At 68.9% G+C, this 20314-nt stretch carries 15 protein-coding genes and 4 tRNA genes; 9 read left to right on the top strand and 10 right to left on the bottom strand.

What is annotated here, in order from left to right; all coding sequences use genetic code 11:
* Window positions 1-30 precede the first annotated feature (30 nt).
* Window positions 31-3945, top strand: coding sequence for a Pls/PosA family non-ribosomal peptide synthetase (locus tag D0C15_RS22440; protein ID WP_116048897.1), 3915 nt, complete (start codon window positions 31-33; stop codon window positions 3943-3945).
* Entirely contained in the window at window positions 3942-5279 is a 1338-nt protein-coding gene (locus D0C15_RS22435; protein ID WP_116048894.1) for a M1 family metallopeptidase, read from the top strand. Before D0C15_RS22440 ends, D0C15_RS22435 begins: the two co-directional genes overlap by 4 nt.
* A gap of 12 nt (window positions 5280-5291) precedes the next feature.
* Here the strand turns inward: D0C15_RS22435 and D0C15_RS22430 are convergent, their stop codons facing one another.
* The 9 genes from D0C15_RS22430 to D0C15_RS22390 all read right to left on the bottom strand — a co-directional run bounded on the left by D0C15_RS22430 (window position 5292) and on the right by D0C15_RS22390 (window position 11963).
* The gene (locus tag D0C15_RS22430; RefSeq protein ID WP_116048892.1) at window positions 5292-5930 is read right to left on the bottom strand and encodes a TetR/AcrR family transcriptional regulator; all 639 of its coding nucleotides are present in this window, start codon (window positions 5928-5930) and stop codon (window positions 5292-5294) included.
* A gap of 51 nt (window positions 5931-5981) precedes the next feature.
* Entirely contained in the window at window positions 5982-7319 is a 1338-nt protein-coding gene (locus D0C15_RS22425) for an ROK family protein (protein WP_116048889.1), read from the bottom strand.
* A 113-nt stretch (window positions 7320-7432) separates the two neighbouring features.
* Window positions 7433-8509: a PDR/VanB family oxidoreductase gene (locus D0C15_RS22420; protein ID WP_116048886.1), complete on the bottom strand. Its 1077-nt coding sequence runs from the start codon at window positions 8507-8509 to the stop codon at window positions 7433-7435.
* The gene (locus tag D0C15_RS22415) at window positions 8506-9390 is read right to left on the bottom strand and encodes a metal-dependent hydrolase (protein WP_116048883.1); all 885 of its coding nucleotides are present in this window, start codon (window positions 9388-9390) and stop codon (window positions 8506-8508) included. The genes D0C15_RS22420 and D0C15_RS22415 overlap by 4 nt, the downstream gene beginning before the upstream one ends.
* Window positions 9387-10898 carry a flavin-containing monooxygenase gene (locus tag D0C15_RS22410; RefSeq protein ID WP_116048881.1) on the bottom strand — a complete coding sequence of 504 codons (1512 nt, stop codon included), beginning with the start codon at window positions 10896-10898 and terminating at the stop codon, window positions 9387-9389. The genes D0C15_RS22415 and D0C15_RS22410 overlap by 4 nt, the downstream gene beginning before the upstream one ends.
* 233 nt (window positions 10899-11131) lie before the next feature.
* A tRNA-Val gene (locus D0C15_RS22405) sits at window positions 11132-11206 on the bottom strand.
* 1 nt (window position 11207) lies between these two features.
* Window positions 11208-11279, bottom strand: a tRNA-Cys gene (locus tag D0C15_RS22400).
* A gap of 72 nt (window positions 11280-11351) precedes the next feature.
* Window positions 11352-11424: transfer RNA gene (locus D0C15_RS22395), tRNA-Gly, on the bottom strand.
* 113 nt (window positions 11425-11537) lie between these two features.
* Entirely contained in the window at window positions 11538-11963 is a 426-nt protein-coding gene (locus tag D0C15_RS22390; RefSeq protein ID WP_091673111.1) for an SsgA family sporulation/cell division regulator, read from the bottom strand.
* A gap of 417 nt (window positions 11964-12380) precedes the next feature.
* Here D0C15_RS22390 and D0C15_RS22385 point away from each other — a divergent pair.
* From D0C15_RS22385 to D0C15_RS22370, 4 genes are all read left to right on the top strand, one after another.
* Window positions 12381-12452 (top strand) — tRNA-Val (locus D0C15_RS22385).
* Between the two features lie 497 nt (window positions 12453-12949).
* The gene (locus D0C15_RS22380; RefSeq protein ID WP_245976123.1) at window positions 12950-14533 is read left to right on the top strand and encodes a sugar transferase; all 1584 of its coding nucleotides are present in this window, start codon (window positions 12950-12952) and stop codon (window positions 14531-14533) included.
* 103 nt (window positions 14534-14636) lie between these two features.
* Window positions 14637-16670, top strand: a complete 2034-nt coding sequence (thrS, locus tag D0C15_RS22375) for a threonine--tRNA ligase (protein ID WP_116048878.1) — start codon at window positions 14637-14639, stop codon at window positions 16668-16670.
* Between the two features lie 150 nt (window positions 16671-16820).
* Entirely contained in the window at window positions 16821-17372 is a 552-nt protein-coding gene (locus D0C15_RS22370) for an HIT family protein (RefSeq protein ID WP_116048975.1), read from the top strand.
* A 70-nt stretch (window positions 17373-17442) separates the two neighbouring features.
* On the opposite strand, the gene D0C15_RS22365 is transcribed toward D0C15_RS22370, so the two are convergent.
* Window positions 17443-17991 carry a YceI family protein gene (locus tag D0C15_RS22365; protein WP_116048876.1) on the bottom strand — a complete coding sequence of 183 codons (549 nt, stop codon included), beginning with the start codon at window positions 17989-17991 and terminating at the stop codon, window positions 17443-17445.
* Between the two features lie 110 nt (window positions 17992-18101).
* Here D0C15_RS22365 and D0C15_RS22360 point away from each other — a divergent pair, with 110 nt between their 5' ends.
* From D0C15_RS22360 to D0C15_RS22350, 3 genes are all read left to right on the top strand, one after another.
* Complete coding sequence (locus tag D0C15_RS22360; RefSeq protein ID WP_116048873.1) at window positions 18102-18602, top strand: MarR family winged helix-turn-helix transcriptional regulator; 501 nt, start codon at window positions 18102-18104, stop codon at window positions 18600-18602.
* Between the two features lie 116 nt (window positions 18603-18718).
* Window positions 18719-19330, top strand: coding sequence for a phosphatidylinositol phosphate synthase (gene pgsA / locus D0C15_RS22355; protein ID WP_116048870.1), 612 nt, complete (start codon window positions 18719-18721; stop codon window positions 19328-19330).
* Entirely contained in the window at window positions 19327-20244 is a 918-nt protein-coding gene (locus tag D0C15_RS22350; RefSeq protein WP_116048867.1) for a phosphatidylinositol mannoside acyltransferase, read from the top strand. Before pgsA ends, D0C15_RS22350 begins: the two co-directional genes overlap by 4 nt.
* Window positions 20245-20314: the final 70 nt, after the last annotated feature.

The following is a 20314-nucleotide window of genomic DNA, read 5'->3' as shown; positions in this document are numbered from 1 at the left end:
TGTCCGCTCGAACACGAAGGCGGCGACTCGATGACCCTGGTCGTCGAACCGGATTATGCCTCGGACAGCACGATCACCCCGACCACCGAACGCGCGCTCTACTGGTCCGGTGTCGCTCCCGCCCAGCGCACCCTGCTGGACATCCTCGGCGACACCGCGGCGCGCCATCCCGGGGCACCCGCCATCGACGACGGCTCCGCCGTACTCACCTATCGCGATCTGGCCGACCAGATCGATACCGTCAGGGCAAGACTGGCGAAGGCCGGAATCGGTACCGGTGACCGGGTGGGCGTGCGCGTCGCGTCCGGAACAGCCGAGCTCTACGTCGCGATTCTCGCGGTACTCGCGGCGGGTGCCGCCTACGTCCCGGTGGACGCGGACGATCCGCAGGAGCGAGCCGACCTCGTGTTCGACGAGGCCGGAGTCTGCGCGGTGCTCGGCGACGGCGGCAGCCTGACCACGTACCCGGGAACGGCAGGCGGCCGGCTGGACAGGCCCGGCCCTGGTGACGACGCCTGGATCATCTTCACCTCCGGGTCCACCGGAAAGCCCAAGGGCGTCGCCGTCAGCCACGGCGCGGCTGCCGCCTTCGTCGACGCCGAGGCAGAGCTGTTCCTGGCCGATGAGCCGATCGGCCCCGGCGACCGGGTGCTCGCCGGGCTTTCCGTGGCCTTCGACGCCTCCTGCGAGGAGATGTGGCTCGCCTGGCGGCACGGCGCCTGCCTCGTACCCGCGCCCCGTTCGCTGGTGCGTACCGGCGTCGACCTCGGTCCCTGGCTGGTGGCGCAGCGAGTCTCGGTGGTCTCCACCGTGCCGACGCTGGCCGCGTTGTGGCCCGTCGACGCGCTCGACGACGTGCGACTGCTGATCTTCGGTGGTGAGGCTTGCCCGCCCGAACTCGCCGAGCGGATGGCCGTCGAGGGGCGCGAGGTGTGGAACACCTACGGGCCCACCGAGGCCACGGTGGTGGCCTGCGCGGCACAGCTGACCGGCGACGAGCCGGTGCGGATCGGCCTGCCCCTGCTCGGCTGGCAGCTGGCCGTCGTCGACGAACTCGGTGAGCCCGTTCCCATGGGACACACGGGGGAGCTGGTCATCGGCGGGGCCGGGCTGGCCCGTTACCTGGATCCGGTCAAGGACGCCGAGAAGTTCGCGCCGCTGCCCGCGCTCGGCTGGCGGCGCGCCTACCGCAGCGGGGACGTCGTGCGGGCCGAACCCGCGGGGCTCGTCTTCGTCGGCAGGGCCGACGAGCAGGTCAAACTCGGTGGACGACGAATCGAACTCGGCGAGGTGGACGCGGCCCTGCAGGCACTGCCCGGTGTCGCGGGCGCGGCCGCCGCGGTACGCACGACGGCGGCCGGCAACCAGATCCTGGTCGGCTACGTCGCCCCCGCCGAGGGCCACGAGTCCGGGTTCGATCGGCGGTCGGCCACCGCCCTCCTGCGGGACCGGCTGCCCGCGGCACTCGTGCCGCTGATCGCCGTGGTCACGGAGTTGCCGACGCGGACTTCGGGCAAAGTGGACAGGGCCGCGCTGCCGTGGCCGCTGCCGGACGCGTTACCGGACGCTGCCGCACGTCTTTCCCGTACCGAAGCCTGGCTGGCCGAGGGGTGGGCCGAGATTCTCGGCGTCACCGTGACCGACCGGAAGGCCGACTTCTTCACCCATGGCGGCGGCAGTCTGACCGCGGCGCAGCTCGTCGCGCGGATCCGGACGCGGTACCCGCAGGTTTCGGTCACCGACATCTACCAGAACCCCCGGCTGGCCGCGCTGGCACGGATTCTCGACGCGCAGGACGCGGCGACGACCGCGCAGCGCGGGATCTCGCCCGTACCGCGGCGTACCGGTGTGCTGCAGTGCCTGCTCCTGCTGCCGATGCTGACACTGGTCGGGCTGCGCTGGACCACCGCGGTCGCGGCCGTGTCCACGGTGCTCGCCGGATTCACCGGGGTGGTGTGGGCGCCTGCCGTCCCGTGGTGGACGCTCGTCGCCGCGTGGGCGGTGCTGTTCAGCCCGGCGGGCCGGATCGCGATCTCGGCAGCGGGTGCCCGGCTGCTGCTGCGCGGGCTGCGCCCCGGCAGCTACCCGCGAGGTGGCCGCGTGCACCTTCGCCTCTGGGCCGCACAGCAGGTGGCCGACCTCAGTGGCGCCAGCGGGGTGTCCGGCGCTTCCTGGATGACCCACTACGCCAGGGCGCTCGGCGCGAAGGTGGGCAAGGATGTGGACCTGCACTCGCCGCCCCCGGTGACGGGAATGCTGAAGATCGGGCGGGGTGCCGCGATCGAGCCGGAGGCCGACCTGTCCGGCCACTGGGTCGACGGCGACGTCGTGCACATCGGCAAGATCAGGATCGGCGCGGGTGCCAGGATCGGTGCCCGCAGCACGCTTTTCCCTGGAGCCAGGATCGGCAAGGGCGCCGAGATCGCCGCGGGCTCCACGGTTCTCGGTGCCGTTCCGGCAGGCCAGCGCTGGGCCGGTGCGCCCGCCCGGCGGGAACACAAGAACGCGCTGGCCTGGCCGTCCGCCCGCCCGGCGAGGTCGCGGCGCTGGGCGTGGATCTACGGCTGTACCTCGCTGCTGCTCGGCCTGGTGCCGGTCGTGGCCGCTGTGCCCGCGGTGGCCGCGGTGGCGCTCGCGGTGGCCGCCACACCGGATCTCGGCGGCGCGCTCGTGGCCGCGTTGACCGTCGTGCCCCTCGCGGCGCTCGGCTACCTGCTCGGCTACGCGCTGCTGGTGCTCGCCGGTGTGCGCGCGCTCGGCCTTGGTATGGCCGAGGGCTACCATCCGGTGCACGGCAGGACGGCGTGGCAGGTGTGGGCCACCGAACGGCTGATGGCCATGGCCCGGGTCGGGCTCTTCCCGTTGTACGCCAGCCTGTTCACCCCGGTGTGGCTACGTCTGCTCGGCGCGCGGGTCGGCCGCGACGTGGAGATCTCCACGCTCCTCGCCCTGCCCACCATGACCACTGTGGACGACGGAGCCTTCCTCGCGGACGACACCATGGTCGCCACGTACGAACTCGGTGGCGGCTGGCTGCATGTCGCTCCCGCCCGGATCGGCAAACGCGCGTTCCTCGGCAACTCGGGTATGACCGCACCAGGGCGCTCCGTGCCCAAACGCGGACTCGTCGGGGTGCTGTCCTCGACGCCGGTGAAGGCGAAGAAGGGTTCCTCGTACCTGGGTATGCCACCGATGCCGCTGCGCAGGTCGGTCGAGGCTGCCGACGCGGGCCGTACCTTCCGGCCGCCAAGGCGGCTCAGGCTGGCCAGGGCCGCGGTCGAGTTGTGCCGGTTCGTTCCCGTCTGCTGCGCGATCGCGCTGGCCGTCCTGACGGCCGCCGCGTTGCAGGCGCTGCGCCTGGAGTTCGGTATGGGTGTGGCCGCGCTGGCCTCGGGGGTCGTGCTGCTCGCGGCCGGGGTGCTGGCCTGTGCGGTGACAACGGCGGCGAAGTGGCTGCTGGTCGGCCGGTTCCGCCCGATCGAGCATCCACTGTGGAGCTCGTTCGTCTGGCGGGGCGAGCTCGCCGACACGTTCGTCGAGGTGCTCGCCGTGCCCTGGCTGGTCGGCTCCGTCGGCGGGACGCCGCTTCTGCCCGCCTGGTTGCGCACCATGGGCGCGCGTATCGGGCGCGGGGTGTGGCTCGAGACCTACTGGCTGCCGGAATCGGACCTCGTGCGACTGGGTGCCGGTGCGACCGTCAACCGGGGCTGCGTGGTGCAGACACACCTGTTCCACGACCGAATCATGAGTATGGACCGGGTGACGCTGGACGAAGGGGCGACGCTCGGACCGCACGGGATCGTGCTGCCCGGCGCGAGTATCGGCGCGCGGACGACGGTCGGACCGGGCTCTTTGGTGACGAGGGGTGACGCGGTTCCAGCGGACTCGCGTTGGCTCGGTAACGCGATTTCGGCGTGGCCGGAGGCAGGAGGTCGCCGCGCGTGAGCACGGCGAAGAACGATCGGCCCGGGCCGGGCGCGGAAACCTCGGGCGACTCCTACCTGCCGGAGCACGGCAACGGCGGTTACCGGGTTCACCACTACGACCTCGAACTGGACTACCGGGTCGGGCCGAACCGCCTCTCCGGCAGGGCCAGGATCACCGCGGTCGCGACTCAGACGCTGTCCCGCCTGAGTCTCGACCTGTCCGGCTTCGCCGTGCGCAAGGTACTGGTCGACGGCAGGCCCGCGAAGTTCGGCAGGGCCGGCCTCAAGCTGCGAATCACTCCCGCACGCTCCATTCCGGCCGGTGCCGAGTTCGTCGTGGATGTTCGCTACGTGGGCAACCCCCGGCCGGTCGGCGGACGGTGGGACGACATCGGCTGGGACGAACTGACCGATGGGTCGCTGGTCGCCAGCCAGCCCGTGGGGGCACCGTCCTGGTTCCCGTGCAACGACCACCCCGCGGACAAGGCGGCCTACCGGGTCACGGTCACGACCTCCTCGCCGTACACGGTCCTCGTGACCGGGACACCGCGCTCACGCAGCCGCGCGGCCAGCACGACGACGTGGGTCTACGAACGCGCCGAGCCGACCTCCACCTATCTGATGAGTGTCCAGATCGGACAGTACGACGACGTGGAGCTCGACGGGGGAGAGGTTCCCCAGCGCGCCGCGGTACCGGGGCGCCTGCGGCGACCGTTCAGTACCGATTTCGGCAGGCAGGCCGCCGTGATGCGGACGTTGCGGCGGTTCTTCGGTCCTTACCCGTTCGACGAGTACGTGGTCGTGGTGACCGACGACGAACTGGACGATCCGATCGAGGCGCAGGGAATGTCCGTTTTCGGCGCGAATCACGTGGACGGGCGGCGCACGCACGAGCGTCTTGCCGTGCACGAGCTCGCCCACCAGTGGTTCGGCAACAGCCTGACCGTCGCGGACTGGCGCCACATCTGGCTCAACGAGGGTTTCGCGACGTACGCCGAGTGGTTGTGGTCGGAGGAGTCGGGGGGTGAATCCGCTCAGGCGCACGCGCGCCACTGGCATTCCACGCTCGCGCGGGGACCCGCCGACCTGCGCATCGCCGACCCAGGGGTGGACAAGATGTTCGACGAACGGGTGTACAAGCGCGGTGCGCTGACCCTGCACGCCCTTCGGGGCAGGCTGGGCGACGAGGCGTTCTTCGCGCTGCTGCGGGACTGGACCTCCCGGTACCGGCACAGCACGGTCACCACGCGACAGTTCACCGCACTCGCCGAGCAGGCGGCAGGGGAGCCGCTGACCGGCTTCTTCACCGCCTGGCTGGACGAGACCCGGTTGCCGGAGCTGCCACGCCAGTGACGGGACGCTCGATCAGGGGGCGGTGATCACCGCGGTCGCCAGCCGCACCACCGCGGCGACCACATCGTCCATCGGTATCCGGTGCCCGCCCCGGGACCAGTGATAGACCAGCTCGTTCACGGCGCCGATCAGGGCGACCGCCCCCAGGCGGAAGTCACGGGGCGCGGCCTCTCCGCGTACGACCGCACCTTCCGCCTCCGCGACGAGTAGCTCGACCCACTGTTCCCGCCACGCGAGCCGGTGTTGCTCCACCGCGGGACTGACTCCGACGATCTCTACATAGGACAGGCGGGCCCAGCGTGGATCGGCCGCGGTCGTGGTGAGGTAGGCGCGTACCGCCAGGTTGACCCGCACCGGGACCCCACCTTCGCCGGCTTCGGTGAACGCGGCGCCCACCGCTTCGACGGCCCGCTCGATCACGTCGTCGTGCAGGGCCATCAACAGGGCTTCGCGACCCGAGAACTCCTCGTAGAAGTTGCGCGTCGACACCCCCGCCGCTGCGCAGAGCTTCTCGATGGACGTCGCCGCGTAGCCCTCCGTGCCGAAGAGTTCGAGTCCCGCGTCGAGCAGGCGCTGCCTGCGTTCGGCCCTGCGGTCGGCGGCGGTGCGGCCGCCGTAGACGCGGGTCGCCGGTTGTTCGCGTGGTGGCATTGCTCCAGATTAGGTGAAGGAACTCGCGAAGTGACTTTTCGTGCGCAACCCTCAGAGGACGGGCGTGCGCAGCGGAATGTCGACGAGTTCCGGAAAGCCGGCAGGGGAGCCGATCTCCACCCACCGCCCGAGCCGTTCCGGGGTGAACAGCTCGTCGATCACCATGAACGCAGCTCCGACCAGGCCGGCCTGGTCGCTCAGGGTCGAGCGGGCGATGCGGAGTTCACGTGTGGCCAGCGGCAACGACCTGCGGTAGACCGACTCCCGCACGGCGGCCAGCAGCAGGTCGCCCGCTCCCGCCACGCCACCGCCGATGATCACCAGCGCGGGATTGTAGAAGCTGACCAGCGTCGCCAGCAGGCTGCCGACCAGTCTGCCCGCCTGGGTGAGCAGTGCGACGGACGTGCGGTCCCCGCTCTGTGCCGCACGGGAGACGTCTGCCGCCCGGACGGTGCCGGTCTCGGCGAGTACTCCGGCGAGGAAGTCGCTGCGGCCTTCCTCCGCCGCCGCGAGACCCTCCCGTGCGAGTGCCGCACCCCCGGCGAAGGCCTCGAGGCAGCCGGTGTTGCCGCAGCGGCAGACCACGCTGGTGTCCTCGGTGACGGCTGCGTGGCCGATGTCGCCCGCGCAGCCCTGACTGCCGCGATGCAACTGGCCACCGGAAACGAGCCCCGCCCCGATTCCGGTGCCGATCTTGACGTAGAGGATGTCGCGCTGCCCCTTGGCCGAACCCGCCCGAAGCTCGCCGAGGGCCATCGTGTTCACCTCGTTGTCCACCCAAACCGGCGCTTTGAACCGGCGGGCGAGGCGATCCCGGACCGGGTAGCCGTCCCAGCCCGGCATGATCGGTGGTGCACTGGGCCGGCCGGTGGCGAACTCGACGGGCCCCGGTAGTCCGATGCCGATACCCCAGGTCGACGCCGCGGTACCGCCCGTGCTCGCGGTGACCTGCGACAGCAGCCGGTCGAACAGCTCCTCCACGTGACCGAGTACCTCATCCGGCCCCAGCGCGATGTCGGTCGGTTCCTCGAGCTGGGTGAGAATCTGCCCGGCGAGGTCGGCCACACCGACGGTCACGCTGGTCGCGCCCAGTTCGGCGGCGAGGACCACCCCTGCGTGTGCGCGGAAGCGCAGCTCGCGTGGCGCCCTGCCGCCGCTGGACGGGCCCAGCGGCCCTTCCTCGAGCAGGCCGCACTCGGTGAGCTGGTTGACCCGCTGGGTCACGACCGTGCGGCCGAGACCCGATTTCCGGCCGATCTCCGGGCGCGTCGTAGCGGTCCCAGAGCGGACGAGGTCGAGCACCGCGGCGAGGCTGTCGACATGGTCGGGGGTCGGAGCTGCTGAGGCTGGTGCTGTCTGGGGCGGGTGCACCAGGACATCTTCCACCATCACCAGGCACTTGTTACCAGCGTGACACGCCCGCCCGGACGGGTTATGCACGAGTTGCCCCGATGTTGGTTCGAGAAAAGCCCACGCCAGGACGGCCCGCCGTGCCGACCCCGTCAGAGGTCGAGCGTGAGGCTGCCGCCGCTGGCCCTGGACACGCAGATCAGCATGCTGTCCGCGCGTTCGGTGTCGGTGAGCGCCCTGTCGCGGTGCTCGACCTCCCCGTCGAGCACGCGTACCACACAGGTCCGGCAGAAACCCTGCCTGCAGGAGTAGGCGATGCCGGGCAACACCTCCCGCACGACCTCCAGGGCGGTGCGTTCGGCGGGTACGGCCAGTTCGCGACCGGAGCGGGCAAGGCGCAGCCGGAACGGCTTTCCACCGACAACCGGCGCGGCGGAGAACCGTTCGAAGTGCACGGGCCGCGCGGCGCCCCGCGCGAGATCCATCCGGACACCGGCGATCATGGCTGGCGGCCCGCAGCAGTACACCGCGGCATCCGAGGGTGCGTGCTCCAGCAGTTCGGCTCCCGAAGCGGGCACGCCGTACTCGGTGTCCGGCCGCAGCCACACCCGGTCACCGAACTCGGCGAGTTCGGCGCTGAACGGCATGGAGCCGGGGGAGCGGCCGGTGTAGACGAGCCGCCAGTCCGCACCGGCGGCCTGCGCCGCGCGCACCATGGGCAGAATCGGGGTGATACCGATCCCGCCGGCGACGAACAGGTAGGACCGTGCCGGTACGAAGGGGAAGGCGTTGCGCGGGCCCCGTACCGTCACCGCATCGCCCGGTCGCAGTGCCTCGTGCACCTCACGGGAGCCACCGTCCCCGCCCTCGATCCGCCGTACGGCGATTCGGTAGACGCCGCGCTCGCCAGTGTCACCGCACAGCGAGTACTGCCGCACCCTGCCCGAGGGCAGCGCGACGTCGATATGGGCGCCGGGCCGCCACAACGGCAACGCCGACGCGTCCGGCCTCGCCAGCCGCAGGCTGACCACGTCCTCGGCCTCCGCGGCGACGTGGGTGACCAGCAGCCGCAGGTCCCTGTCCACAGCGGTGATCGGTGGTCTGCGCCGCCCGCTGATCCTGGAGAGTTGCTCGTAAACTCGCACGACCAGCGGCAGGGGCGCGAGTGCGCGGTCCCCTCTGCCCCGGCCGCGCAGATCCGGTGGCAGCGGTATGCGGCGTCCGATCATCGTGGATCTTCGGCCGCCCGCGCGGCAGGCGAGGTCGCGAGGTAGGCCACCGCCTGTTCGGTGGAACCGGTCTGGCTGGGGTGGTAGTTCCTGGCGAAGTAGGGGCGGATCTCCCCGATCGCTCCACGCGGTGTGGGGAGTACGCCGCGCCTGCCTGCCGCGAACGCGGTCCGCCAGTTGGCGGTAGTCCGTCCACCGAGGACGGGATCGTTCGACATCAGGAACCGCGTTCCGCGTACGAGCAGCCACAGCAGCACCGGTGTCACCACCGCCATCGCCCTGGTACGACGCAGGTAACGGCCGTCGAGATGCTGGAAAAGGTCGAATGCGACGGAGCGGTGCTCGACCTCCTCCGCGCCGTGCCAGCGCAGCAGGTCGAGCATGACCGGGTCCGCGCCGACGCGATCGAATGCGCGGGCGTCCAGCATCCACTGGCCGAGAAACGCCGTGTAATGCTCGATCGCGGCGATCAGGGACAACCGCTCGATCAGCCATTCCTCCTTGGCCCGTCCGGTGAGGTCCCGATCGCCGAGCAGCGTGCGGAAAATCCACTCCGTCTGCCGGGTGTACGGTCCCGGATCGAGCCCGTGGGCCTTGTAGTGGTCGAGCACGCCCGCGTGTGCCTCCGCGTGCACTGCCTCCTGGCCGATGAAGCCGAGCACGTCCTCGCGCAATCGGTCGTCCCTGATCAGTGGCAGGGCCTGCTTGAAAACCTGGACGAACCAGCGCTCGCCCTCGGGCAGCAGCAGTTGCAGGGCGTTCACCGTGTGCGTGGCCTGCGGCTCACCGGGAATCCAGTGCATCGGTAGCGCCGACCAGTCGAACCTGACCTCGCGCGCCCGCAGGACGAGCTGCTCGCCGGTGCTGCCCCGCGCACTCATCCGACCGGCTCCCTCGATTGCCGCTGGACCTGCCCGGTGAGTTCGTAGTCGCCCGGGTTCACCGTGCGGGTCTGCAGCCAGTAACGCCAGGTGAAGCCCGGCCAGATCGTTCGGTTCACACCCTTCGCGTCGAGGTACCAACTCGTGCAGCCGCCCTGTGTCCAGACCCCCTTCACCAGGCGGTCCTGGATCCCGCGCTGGAAGCGGTGCTGTACCCGCGGGCGTACGTCCAGCGCCGTGGCCCGGTGGCGGTCGGCGAGTTCGATCGCCTCCACGACGTAGCGGGACTGGGCCTCGATCATGAACACCACGGAGTTGTGTCCGAGCGCGGTGTTCGGCCCGAGCAGGAAGAACAGGTTCGGATAGCCCGAAACGGTGATGCCGAGGTGGGTCTGCATCCCGTCGGTGGCCCATTCCTTGGCCAGGTTCCGGCCGTCGGTCCCGATGATGTCCAGGTACTCCAGTGCGTCGGTGACGCGGAAGCCGGTGCCGTAGATGATGGCATCCACCTCGTGCTCGGTACCCGAGTTGTCCACAATGGAATTATCTCGCACCTCGGCGATGCCTTCGGTACGCACCTCGACGTTGTCCCGGTTGAGCGCCGGGTAGTAGTCGTTGGAGATCAGCACCCGCTTGCAACCCATGGTGTAGTCCGGGGTCACGGTGTCGCGTAGTGCCGGGTCCTTGACTTGCTTGGCGATATGCCGCCGGGCGATGACTTCGCCCGCCTTCATCAGTCCTGGATGGCCGTTGAAGCCGATCGCCCGCGACTCGAGGAACCAGTACAGGAGGTTGCGGTATCCGCGCTGGATCGCAGGCACCCTGGCGAACAACGTCTTCGCCCAGCCGGGCATCGCATGATCGGGCTTCGGCATGATCCACGGTGGAGTTCGCTGGAACAGGTGCAGCTGTTCGACCTGTGGGGCGATCCGGGGGACGAACTGGATGGCACTGGCCCCCGTGCCCACGACGGCGACTCGCTTGCCGGTCAGGTCGTACTCGTGGTTCCACTGTGCCGAGTGCCAGGTCTGGCCACGGAAGTTCTCGATGCCGGGCAGGTGCGGGACCTGTGGGATGTGCAGGCCGCCGACCCCGGAGACGAGGAACCGGCCACTGTATTCCTCGCCGCCCGCGGTGCTGATCGACCAGCGCGACTCGTCTGGGTCCCACCGGGCGCCGGTGATCTCCACGCCGAAGCGGATCCTCTCCCGCAGCCGGTACTTGTCCGCGACGCCCTTGAGGTAGTCGAAGATCTCCGGCTGGGCGGAGAAAGACCGGGACCAGTGCGGGTTCTGCTCATAGGAGAACGAGTACATATGCGACTGAATGTCACACGCGCAGCCGGGGTAGGAGTTGTCGCGCCAGGTGCCACCCACCTCATCGGCCTTCTCCAGGATGACGTAATCCCGGATACCGGCCTTCTCGAGCTGGATCGCCTGTCCCAGCCCGGCGAATCCAGTACCCACGATCACGACCTTGAACGCTCTGGTCTTGGACGCTGTGGTCATCCTGCTCCTCCGCGCTGAGTGCACCCGATTCGCTCCATTGCCTGTTACCGTCGGTAACAGCTACTCGAGAGTAAGAATGCGGGAGGCGCGCCCACGCTGTCAAGCGGTGGGGCGCTCGCGGTATTCGGGTCGCCGGAGGTGCGGCGGATACGGTTCGAAGTCCCGATGCGATCAGATCGAACAGAAAGAACCCTGCTCCCCATGATGAGGAGCAGGGTTCTGCCAAGAAAGAATGGTGCGCGATACTGGGATTGAACCAGTGACCCCTACCGTGTCAAGGTAGTGCTCTCCCGCTGAGCTAATCGCGCGAGGCGGAGGCGGGAATCGAACCCGCGTACAGGGCTTTGCAGGCCCTTGCCTGAACCACTCGGCCACTCCGCCGTGTTCCAGGGAATCCAGCCCTCGGGGGTTTCCCTCCGACCATGATCCCACTGCGGGGTGCCGCCGCAGTCGAGCGGACGACGGGACTCGAACCCGCGACCCTCACCTTGGCAAGGTGATGCGCTACCAGCTGCGCTACGTCCGCATTCCATGGCTCCGTGTCCGCTGACCCGTCGCCGTGGTGTTGAAAAGAACTGTATCGGACCCAGAACACGGTCCTGACAGGGGGGTCCCGCCAATGGGCCGCACCATGGTTGATCAGGTCCGATCATTCGGAATGAGATGGGTCAGCGCGTCGTCGACGTCGACCCAGAGGTGCTCATTGCCCGGCAGCACCACGTCATAGGTGCGGTCGAGGAAGTCGGCCAGTTCCTGCGCCGATGCCTCGAACATCGCGTGCCCCGACGGGGAGTTGAGTTCGATGAGCACGGATTCGGGGTCCTCGACCGAGGGGCGGATCCGCACGTCGCCGTCGCCCGCGTCGGCCAGCAGGCCGTCGGCGAGCAGGTCACGTGCGTACACCCACTCCACCCATCCTGCGCGGCCGGTACGGAACGCGGCGACCACCGCGTAGGGGTCGCGGGTGTCGTAGCGCAGTTCCACCTTCACCGGCACCGCGGGCGTCCGCGGCGCCAGCAGGTCGAAGACCGCCGTCGAGCGGAGCGTCACGTGATCGTTTCGCATCGTCCTACCCTTCTGCTCCCTTCCCGGCCAGTCTGACCGAGTTCCGGTGGTGAGACGTTCAGGGGGGCCGACTCGCTCGCCGTTTTGCCCGAGATCACCCGTACGGGGTCATCCCGGGCACCCTTTTCGTGTCACCGCCGCTCTCGGCCGCACCGGCCTCGCGCGCGATCAGTGGTGATCGTCCACGCGTACATACTGCTCGGTTTGACGCTGTGGCGATAGCGCCGTCCCGCGAATGCCGGACGTGAGCTAGGTCCCTCCGGGGGCCGAACGCCGCGTTCTGCGCCGTCAAGGGCCCCGACTAGCACGCGGTTGTTCGCAGCGTGCTCAGTGATGTGCGGACCGTGTCCGGGCAATGAACCACCCGTTTGCAGGCCGCCGAAGGTCGTCCGGTAGAGTCTCTTTCGCACCAGCAAGGGGCGATTAGCTCAGCGGGAGAGCACTTCGTTCACACCGAAGGGGTCACTGGTTCGATCCCAGTATCGCCCACCCACAAGTGCAGTTGTTCGCGGAGAGGCCCGGCACAGCCGGGCCTTTTTCTGTTGTCCGCTCCCAGTCTCAACCCACGGGCGACCGGATTCGTTACCCGATGTGCCGCTGATCACGACGGCGCGCCAGTTCGTCCACTTAGGAACTGACCAGCGCCGGCCTGCTCCGTCCCCGCGCTGTTCGCCAGCTTGTCGGAACGGGCCGCGAACCGGGCATGACCGCCATCCGGCAACCAACTACCTTCCGTAGTGGGTTGCCGAGTTTCGTTATCACCCGTTGTCACCATCTTGTTATCTACGTGGTGCCCCTTCCTCCGTAGTGGTGAGGGGAAATATGCAGTTGACGCTGTAACGCGGGTTCTTGAGTGACCGATACCACGGCGTGTGTCACTCGAACGGCTAGCACTGGGTTGGATACACACCGTAATCAAGCGAGAACACAGTCCGTAACTAGGGGTGCGGCTCTGGAATCGCGACCGATGAGCGGGAGGATCCTCCATGGACGAGTCGGCACAGTCGCTCTTCGCCGCGAACGGTGACATGCGGGGGAGTGGTCTCCGGCAGTCGTCCCGGACGCGGCGATCCGATGTGCTCTCGCCGCGAGCCCGTTTTCGGCTCGTCCCGGATCTCGTGGGCGACAACAACGCACCACTCATGGAGTGGGAACGCCGCTATCTCGCCTGCGTGATCGCCTGTGACGTACTGGTGACCCTGCTGGTGGTCGCGCTGGCGGTCGTCGCGATCGACGAACTCGGCGGGCCGGTGGCGATCCACCAGATGATCGCGTTCGGCACGGCCGTTGCCGTGCTCTCCGCGCTGCCTGCGAACAGGGCCTGGAGTCTGCGGGTACTCGGCGCGGGTTCCGAGGAGTTCAGCAGACTCGGCAGGGGACTGTTTCTCGCCGCCGTCCTCATCGCGCTCGTGGGGCTCATCTCCGGGTCGCTCGCCGTGCAGCCGTGGGTCTTCGTCGTCGTGCCCGTGATCGCGGTCGTCGCTTTCCCGCTGCGCTATGTCCTGCGCAGGCTCCTGCACGGGGCGCGCCGTCGTGGTGAGTGCCTGTTGCCGGTGATGGCGGCAGGTGCCCCGGACACCCTTCGCGAACTGATCGAGCGCACCCGGACCGAGTCCCATGTGGGCTGGCGGGTGGCGGCGGTGTGCACCCCCGGAACGTCGATCGCGAATGAACAGGCCGCCGGTGCGAACGGGTCCCGCAGTCCGGGGGAGATCGCCGGTGTTCCTGTCGTCGGGGAGCTGAACGACCTCGCGGCGCACATCCGCCGCGGCGGATACCGCGTGGTGGCGATCACCGCTGACCCGTACTGGACTCCGCGCAGGCTGCAGCAACTGGCTTGGGATCTGGAAGGCACCTCGGCCGAGATGGTGGTGGCGCCGGTGCTGATGGAGGTCGCGGGCCCGCGGCTCAACGTCTCCGGGGTACTCGGCATGCCACTGCTGCGAGTCTCGGCGCCGCAGTTCACCGGCGGCAAAAGGTTGATCAAGGAACTGGTGGACCGGCTGGGCGCGCTGGTCCTGCTTACCCTGTGCACGCCGCTGTTACTCCTGATCGCGGCCGGGATCGCCCTTTCCGAGCGGGGGCCGGTGATCTACCGGCAGCAGCGGGTTGGCAGGGGCGGGCGCGAGTTCACGATGTACAAGTTCCGCACGATGATCGTCGACGCCGACCGGGTCCGGCACGGCCTGATGGAGAACAACGAGGCATCGGGGCCGTTGTTCAAGCTGCGCAAGGATCCCAGGGTGACCAGGATCGGTGTGCTCCTGCGCCGCTACTCACTCGACGAGCTGCCACAGTTGTTCAACGTCCTGTCCGGCCGGATGTCGCTGGTCGGTCCGCGCCCGCCACTTCCGGAGGAAACCGCGGGATACGCACCGGACGTGCGCAGGCGGTTGCTGGTCAAGCCCGGACTCACCGGGCTGTGGCAGGTCAGCGGGCGCAGCGACCTTACGTGGGCGGAAAGCGTCCGGCTGGATCTGCGCTACGTCGAGGACTGGTCGCTCGCGCTGGACATGGTGATCCTCTGGAAGACGATGCGGGCGGTCGTCGGCGGGTACGGCGCGTACTGACGGTGCCGGTCGCGCGGGTGTACCCGCTGACCGAACGTGCCCATGGGCGGCGGCTAGCATCGGACACGTCGTCCATGCACCGCACCGCCCGAAGGAGCCCACCGTGTCCCAGCCGTCCGCAGTCGTGTCCGAACCCGCGCCCCGTGTGGTGGTGCCGGCCGGGACCACGGCGGGCACCGCTGTTCGCGAGGCAGGTCTGCCGGGCAAGGGTCCCGACGCGGTCGTCGTCGTGCGTGACGCGGAGGGGCAACTGCGGGACCTGGCCTGGGTCCCCGAGTCCGACACCGAGGTCGAGACCATCGCGGCGAACACCGAGGACGGGCGCAGCGTCATCCGGCATTCCGCGGCGCACGTACTGGCCCAGGCCGTGCAGCAGCAGTTCCCCGAAGCGAAACTCGGGATCGGCCCGCCGGTGCGCGATGGCTTCTACTACGACTTCGCCGTCGACACCCCGTTCACTCCGGAGGACCTGCAGGCCCTGGAGAAGCGGATGAAGCAGATCATCAAGGGATCGCAGCGGTTCTCCCGCAGGGTCCTGGACTCCGTGGACGCGGCCAGGGAGGAACTCGCAGGCGAGCCCTTCAAGCTCGAACTCGTCGATCTCAAGTCGGAGGTGGACACCTCCGAGGTGATGGAGGTCGGCGGTGGTGAGCTGACGGTCTACGACAATGTCGATCCGCGCAGCGGGGACCGGGTGTGGGGCGATCTCTGCCGGGGGCCGCACGTGCCGACCACAAAGCACATTCCCGCGTTCAAGCTCATGCGGGTGGCCGCGGCGTACTGGCGCGGCGACGAGAAGAACCCGCAACTGCAGCGCATCTACGGCACCGCATGGGAATCCGGGGAGGCGCAGGACGCGCACCTGGAGATGCTGGCCGAGGCCGAGCGCCGTGACCACCGCAGGCTCGGCGCGGAGCTGGATCTCTTCTCCTTCCCCGAGGAACTGGGCTCCGGGCTGCCGGTGTTCCACCCGAGGGGCGGCATCATCCGGCGGGAACTCGAGACCTACTCCAGGCAAAAGCACGAGCAGGCCGGGTACGAGTTCGTCAACACCCCGCACATCAGCAAGGGCGCGCTGTTCGAGACCTCCGGACATCTGCCGCACTACGCCGAGGGCATGTTCCCGCCGATGAGTCTGGAGGGGACGGACTACTACATCAAGGCGATGAACTGCCCGATGCACAACCTGATCTTCCGCTCGCGTGGACGGTCCTACCGCGAACTGCCGCTGCGGTTGTTCGAGTTCGGCTCTGTCTACCGGTACGAGAAGTCGGGTGTGGTGCACGGGCTGACCCGCGTACGCGGCATGACCCAGGACGACTCGCACATCTACTGCACGAAGGAGCAGATGCAGGGCGAGTTGCGGTCCCTGCTCGACTTCGTGCTGGACCTGTTGCGCGACTACGGGCTCAACGACTTCTACCTCGAACTGTCCACTCGGGACGATTCGCCGAAGTTCATCGGCGAGCCGGAGGAGTGGGAGGAGGCCACCGCGGCCCTGCGGGAGGCGGCGGGGGCCTCGGGGCTGGATCTGGTGCCCGATCCCGGCGGCGCGGCCTACTACGGGCCGAAGATCTCGGTACAGGCGAAGGACGCGATCGGCCGTACCTGGCAGATGTCGACCATTCAGGTGGACTTCCAGCAGCCGAAGCGGTTCGGCCTGGAGTACCAGTCCGCCGACGGTTCGCGGCAGCAGCCGGTGATGATCCACCGCGCGCTGTTCGGCTCGATCGAGCGGTTCTTCGGCGTGCTCACCGAGCACTACGCGGGCGCCTTCCCGGCTTGGCTCGCGCCCGTGCAGGTGGTGGGTATCCCGATCGCGGATGAGCACGTGGAACATCTGCGCGGCGTGGAGAAGTCGTTGCGGGCGAAGGGGATCCGGGTCGAGATCGACGAGAGCGACGACCGGATGCAGAAGAAGATCCGTACCCACACCACGCAGAAGGTGCCGTTCCTGCTGCTGGCGGGCGGCAAGGACGTGGAGGCGGGAGCCGTGTCGTTCCGCTTCCGTGACGGCGGGCAGATCAACGGGGTGCCGGTCGGGACCGCGGTCGAGGTCATCGCCGACTGGGTGCACCGGAGGGAGAACGCCTCTCCCGCGGCCGACGCGCTGGAGGCACTCGTTGGGCGGGTCTGAGGGCCGGTTGGTGAACTGGAGTTACGTGGCGATGGTGCCTTCAGAGAACGCGCGTGGCGACGCCCACGAGCGGCGAGGCGGGGCGCATGTCTCGAGGTGGTGAGTATCGTGGGTAAGTCCGAGCCCCGCCGAGTCGATCGTGACGCGCGTTTGTCAACAGACACTGACATCGAACAGCAGGACGGCGTCGGGATACCGGACGCGCTGCAACGGTTGTGGACGCCACACCGGCTGGCGTACGTCCAGGGGGAGAACAAGCCCGATGGCGACCAGCCGCAGGGCTGTCCGTTCTGCAGGCTGGTGGAGATGGCCGATGAGGAGGCGTTGATCCTCGCCAGAGGGCGGTCGGTGTACGCCGTGCTGAACCTGTACCCGTACAACCCCGGGCATCTGATGGTGGTTCCGTACCGGCACGTCGCGGACTACACCGAACTGACCGTGGAGGAGACGACGGAGCTGGCGCGGTTCACCCAGCGGGCGATGTCGGTGGTGCGGTCGGTGTCCGGGGCGCACGGCTTCAACATCGGCATGAACCAGGGCGTCATCGCCGGTGCCGGCATCGCCGCCCACCTGCACCAGCACGTGGTGCCGAGGTGGGGCGGCGACGCCAACTTCATGCCGGTCGTGGGGCACACGAAGGTGCTGCCACAACTGCTTGGGCAGACTCGCTCCCTGCTCGCGCAGGCCTGGCAGGCGGACTGAGCGCGTGCTCGCCCGGCCAGGGAGGTGACTTCGACGGCGGGAACTCGTCGGCGAGTTCCCGCCGGGAGTGTCACTGCTGGAGGCCGGCCTCGATGTTCAGCTCGATCTTGATCTTGTCGCTGACCACGGCGGTCGGGATGCCCGCGCCGACGGCGAAGTCGGAACGGCTGATCTCGGTGCTCGCCTCGACGCCGACGACCTTGCTGTCCGGGGTCATACCGTCGCCGAAGCCGCCCAGTTCTGCCTGCAGGGTGACCGGCTTGGTGACGCCGTGCAGGGTCAGCTCGCCGTCGATCAGGTAGTCGCCGTCATCCACGCGGATGCCGGTCGAGCGGAACGACAGAGTCGGGAACTGCTCGACGTCGAGGAAGTCGGCGCCACGGACATGCTCGTCCCGCTGCGCGCTGTTGGTGTCCACAGCGGTGGCCTGGATGGTCGCCGTCACCGATGAGTCCGTCACCGCGTCCCCGGTGACGATCTCGCCCTCGAACGTGCTGAACCGGCCGCGCACCTTGGAGACGCCCAGGTGGCGAACGGTGAACGTGACGTCGGAGTGCGACGGGTCGATCGCCCAGGTGCCTGCGATGTAGCCGGGGATCTCGGTGGTGGGTGCGCTCATGGGAATTTCTCCTTGGCTGTCGTGTGGAATGCTGTGACCCTAGTGGTTGAGCCCTCAATCAGACCGTACCTCATGTTGGTTGAGCGCTCAACCAGGGGTAGGATGCTGGTATGTCCGAAACTCGATGGCTCTCCGATGAGGAGCAGCACGTGTGGCGTTCGTTCAACGCCGCGGTCAGCATGCTCAGGGCGCACCTCGAGAGTCAGCTGCAGCACGACTCGGGCATGCCCCAGACCTACTACGAAGTCCTGGTCGCGCTGTCGGAGGCGCCGGAGCAGACACTGCGGATGAGTGAGCTCGCGGAGGCGTGCCAGTCCTCGCGCAGCAGGCTGTCGCACGCCGTGTCCAGGCTCGAGGCCAACGGCTGGGTGCACCGCAAGTCCTGCCCCACCGACAAACGTGGTGCGCTGGCCTCGCTCACGCCACGCGGGTTCACCGCACTGCGGGAGGCGGCGCCAGGGCACGTGGAGGCCGTGCGCTCGAGTCTGTTCGATGTACTGACCCCGGACCAGGTCGCCGTCCTCGGGGAGATCAGCGCCGCCATCCGCAACGGCCTCGCGCCGGAATGCGAGTTGGCCAGGCAGGCCGAGTGCGAGGCCGAGCAGGACTGATCGTCCCGGTCGCGCGCGTGCTGCAGGCGACGGCGCGTGGCGGCCGCATCGAGGTGGGTAGATAGGCTGCTGTTCGCCCATCCATCCGCCGTAGCCAGGAGCGCCGGACAGAACTGATGCTCAACATCTTCGCGCGCACCTCCGTCTCCCGGGTCACTGATCCGATCGGCCGGGCGCTGCTTCGCGCCGGGCTGACGCCGAACGTGATGACGGTGATCGGCACGGTCGGGGCGATGATCGGCGCCCTTGTGTTCTTTCCCACCGGCATGCTGCTCACCGGCACGTTGGTCGTGTCGGGCTTCACGATGCTCGACCTGCTGGACGGCGCGATGGCCAGGGCCAGGGGATACGGCACCCCGCTCGGGGCCGTGCTCGACGCGACCTGCGACCGGCTCGTGGACGGCGCGGTGTTCGCGGGTATCGCCTGGTGGTGCTTCGTCGTCGCGGACAACGAGCGGGCGGCGGCGGCCGCGCTGGTCTGTCTGGTGCTGGCCCAGGTCATCTCCTACGTCAAGGCGCGGGCGGAGGCATCCGGCCTCGAAGCGGACGGTGGGCTGATCGAGCGGGCGGAGCGGTTGATCATCGCGCTCACCGGTACCGGCCTGCAGAGCTTCGGGGTGCCCTTCGCCGTTGAGGCCACGCTCTGGCTGCTCGCCGTGCTCTCCGCCGTCACGCTGCTGCAGCGCGCCGTCACGGTCACCAGGTCGGCCAGGAAGGTGGGCACGTGAGCGGGCTGGGTCACCGCATCGGCGACGCGGGCTACGCGGCGGGCTGGCGGCTGGTCCGGATGCTGCCCGCACCGGTGGCGACGGCTGCGTTTTCCCTCGGGGCCGATCTGGCGGCCCGGCGGGACGGGGCGGGTGTGCGCCAGCTGCGGCGCAACCTGGCGCGGGTGGTGCCGCAGGCGGACCGGGCCGAACTGGACGAGCTCACGCGCAGGGCGCTGCGCTCCTACGCCAGGTACTGGCAGGAGGCGTTCCGGCTGCCCGCGATGGATCCCGCCGGGATCGTGGCCGGCGTACAACAGGGCATCAGTGGCGTGGAGAACCTCGACGCGGCACTCGCGGAGGGAAACGGGGCGGTGGTCGCACTGCCCCACTCCGGGAACTGGGACGCGGCGGGAATGTGGCTGGTCGATCACTCGGGGACCTTCACCACGGTCGTCGAGCGGCTCGAACCGGAATCGCTGTATCAGCGGTTCGTGGCATTCCGAGAGTCACTGGGGTTCGAGATACTGCCCGCCAGCGGGGGAGCGGCGTCGTTTCGCACGCTGTTGCGCAGGCTGCGGGAGAACCGGGTCGTCTGCCTGGTCAGTGACCGGGACCTTTCGGGCGCAGGTCTGCCGGTGACGTTCTTCGGTGAGCCAACCAGGATGCCCGCCGGACCCGCCAGGCTCGCGGCGAGTACCGGGGCGGCCCTGCTTCCGGTGGGTAGCTGGTTCACCGACGACGGCTGGGGTATCCGCATCCATCCACGCATCCGGGTGAACGCCCGGGAGGAGGTGCCCGCGGCCACACAGGCCCTCGCCGACGTCCTCGCCGGCGATATCGCCGCGCACCCGGCCGACTGGCATATGGTCCAACGACTCTGGCTGGCCGACCTGCCTGCCGAGCAGTGCGCGACCCTCGGCGAATCGGGGTAATGGTGCCGGATCAGGAACTGCCGGTTTCCGCGCCCGTATCGGACGAATCGATACGAGCGCAGCGGCCGGA

This window comes from Amycolatopsis palatopharyngis, from assembly GCF_003385185.1.
Lineage (GTDB): Bacteria > Actinomycetota > Actinomycetes > Mycobacteriales > Pseudonocardiaceae > Amycolatopsis > Amycolatopsis palatopharyngis.
Note: the sequence above shows the minus strand (reverse complement) of the source record. Positions and strands in the feature narration are given on the sequence as shown.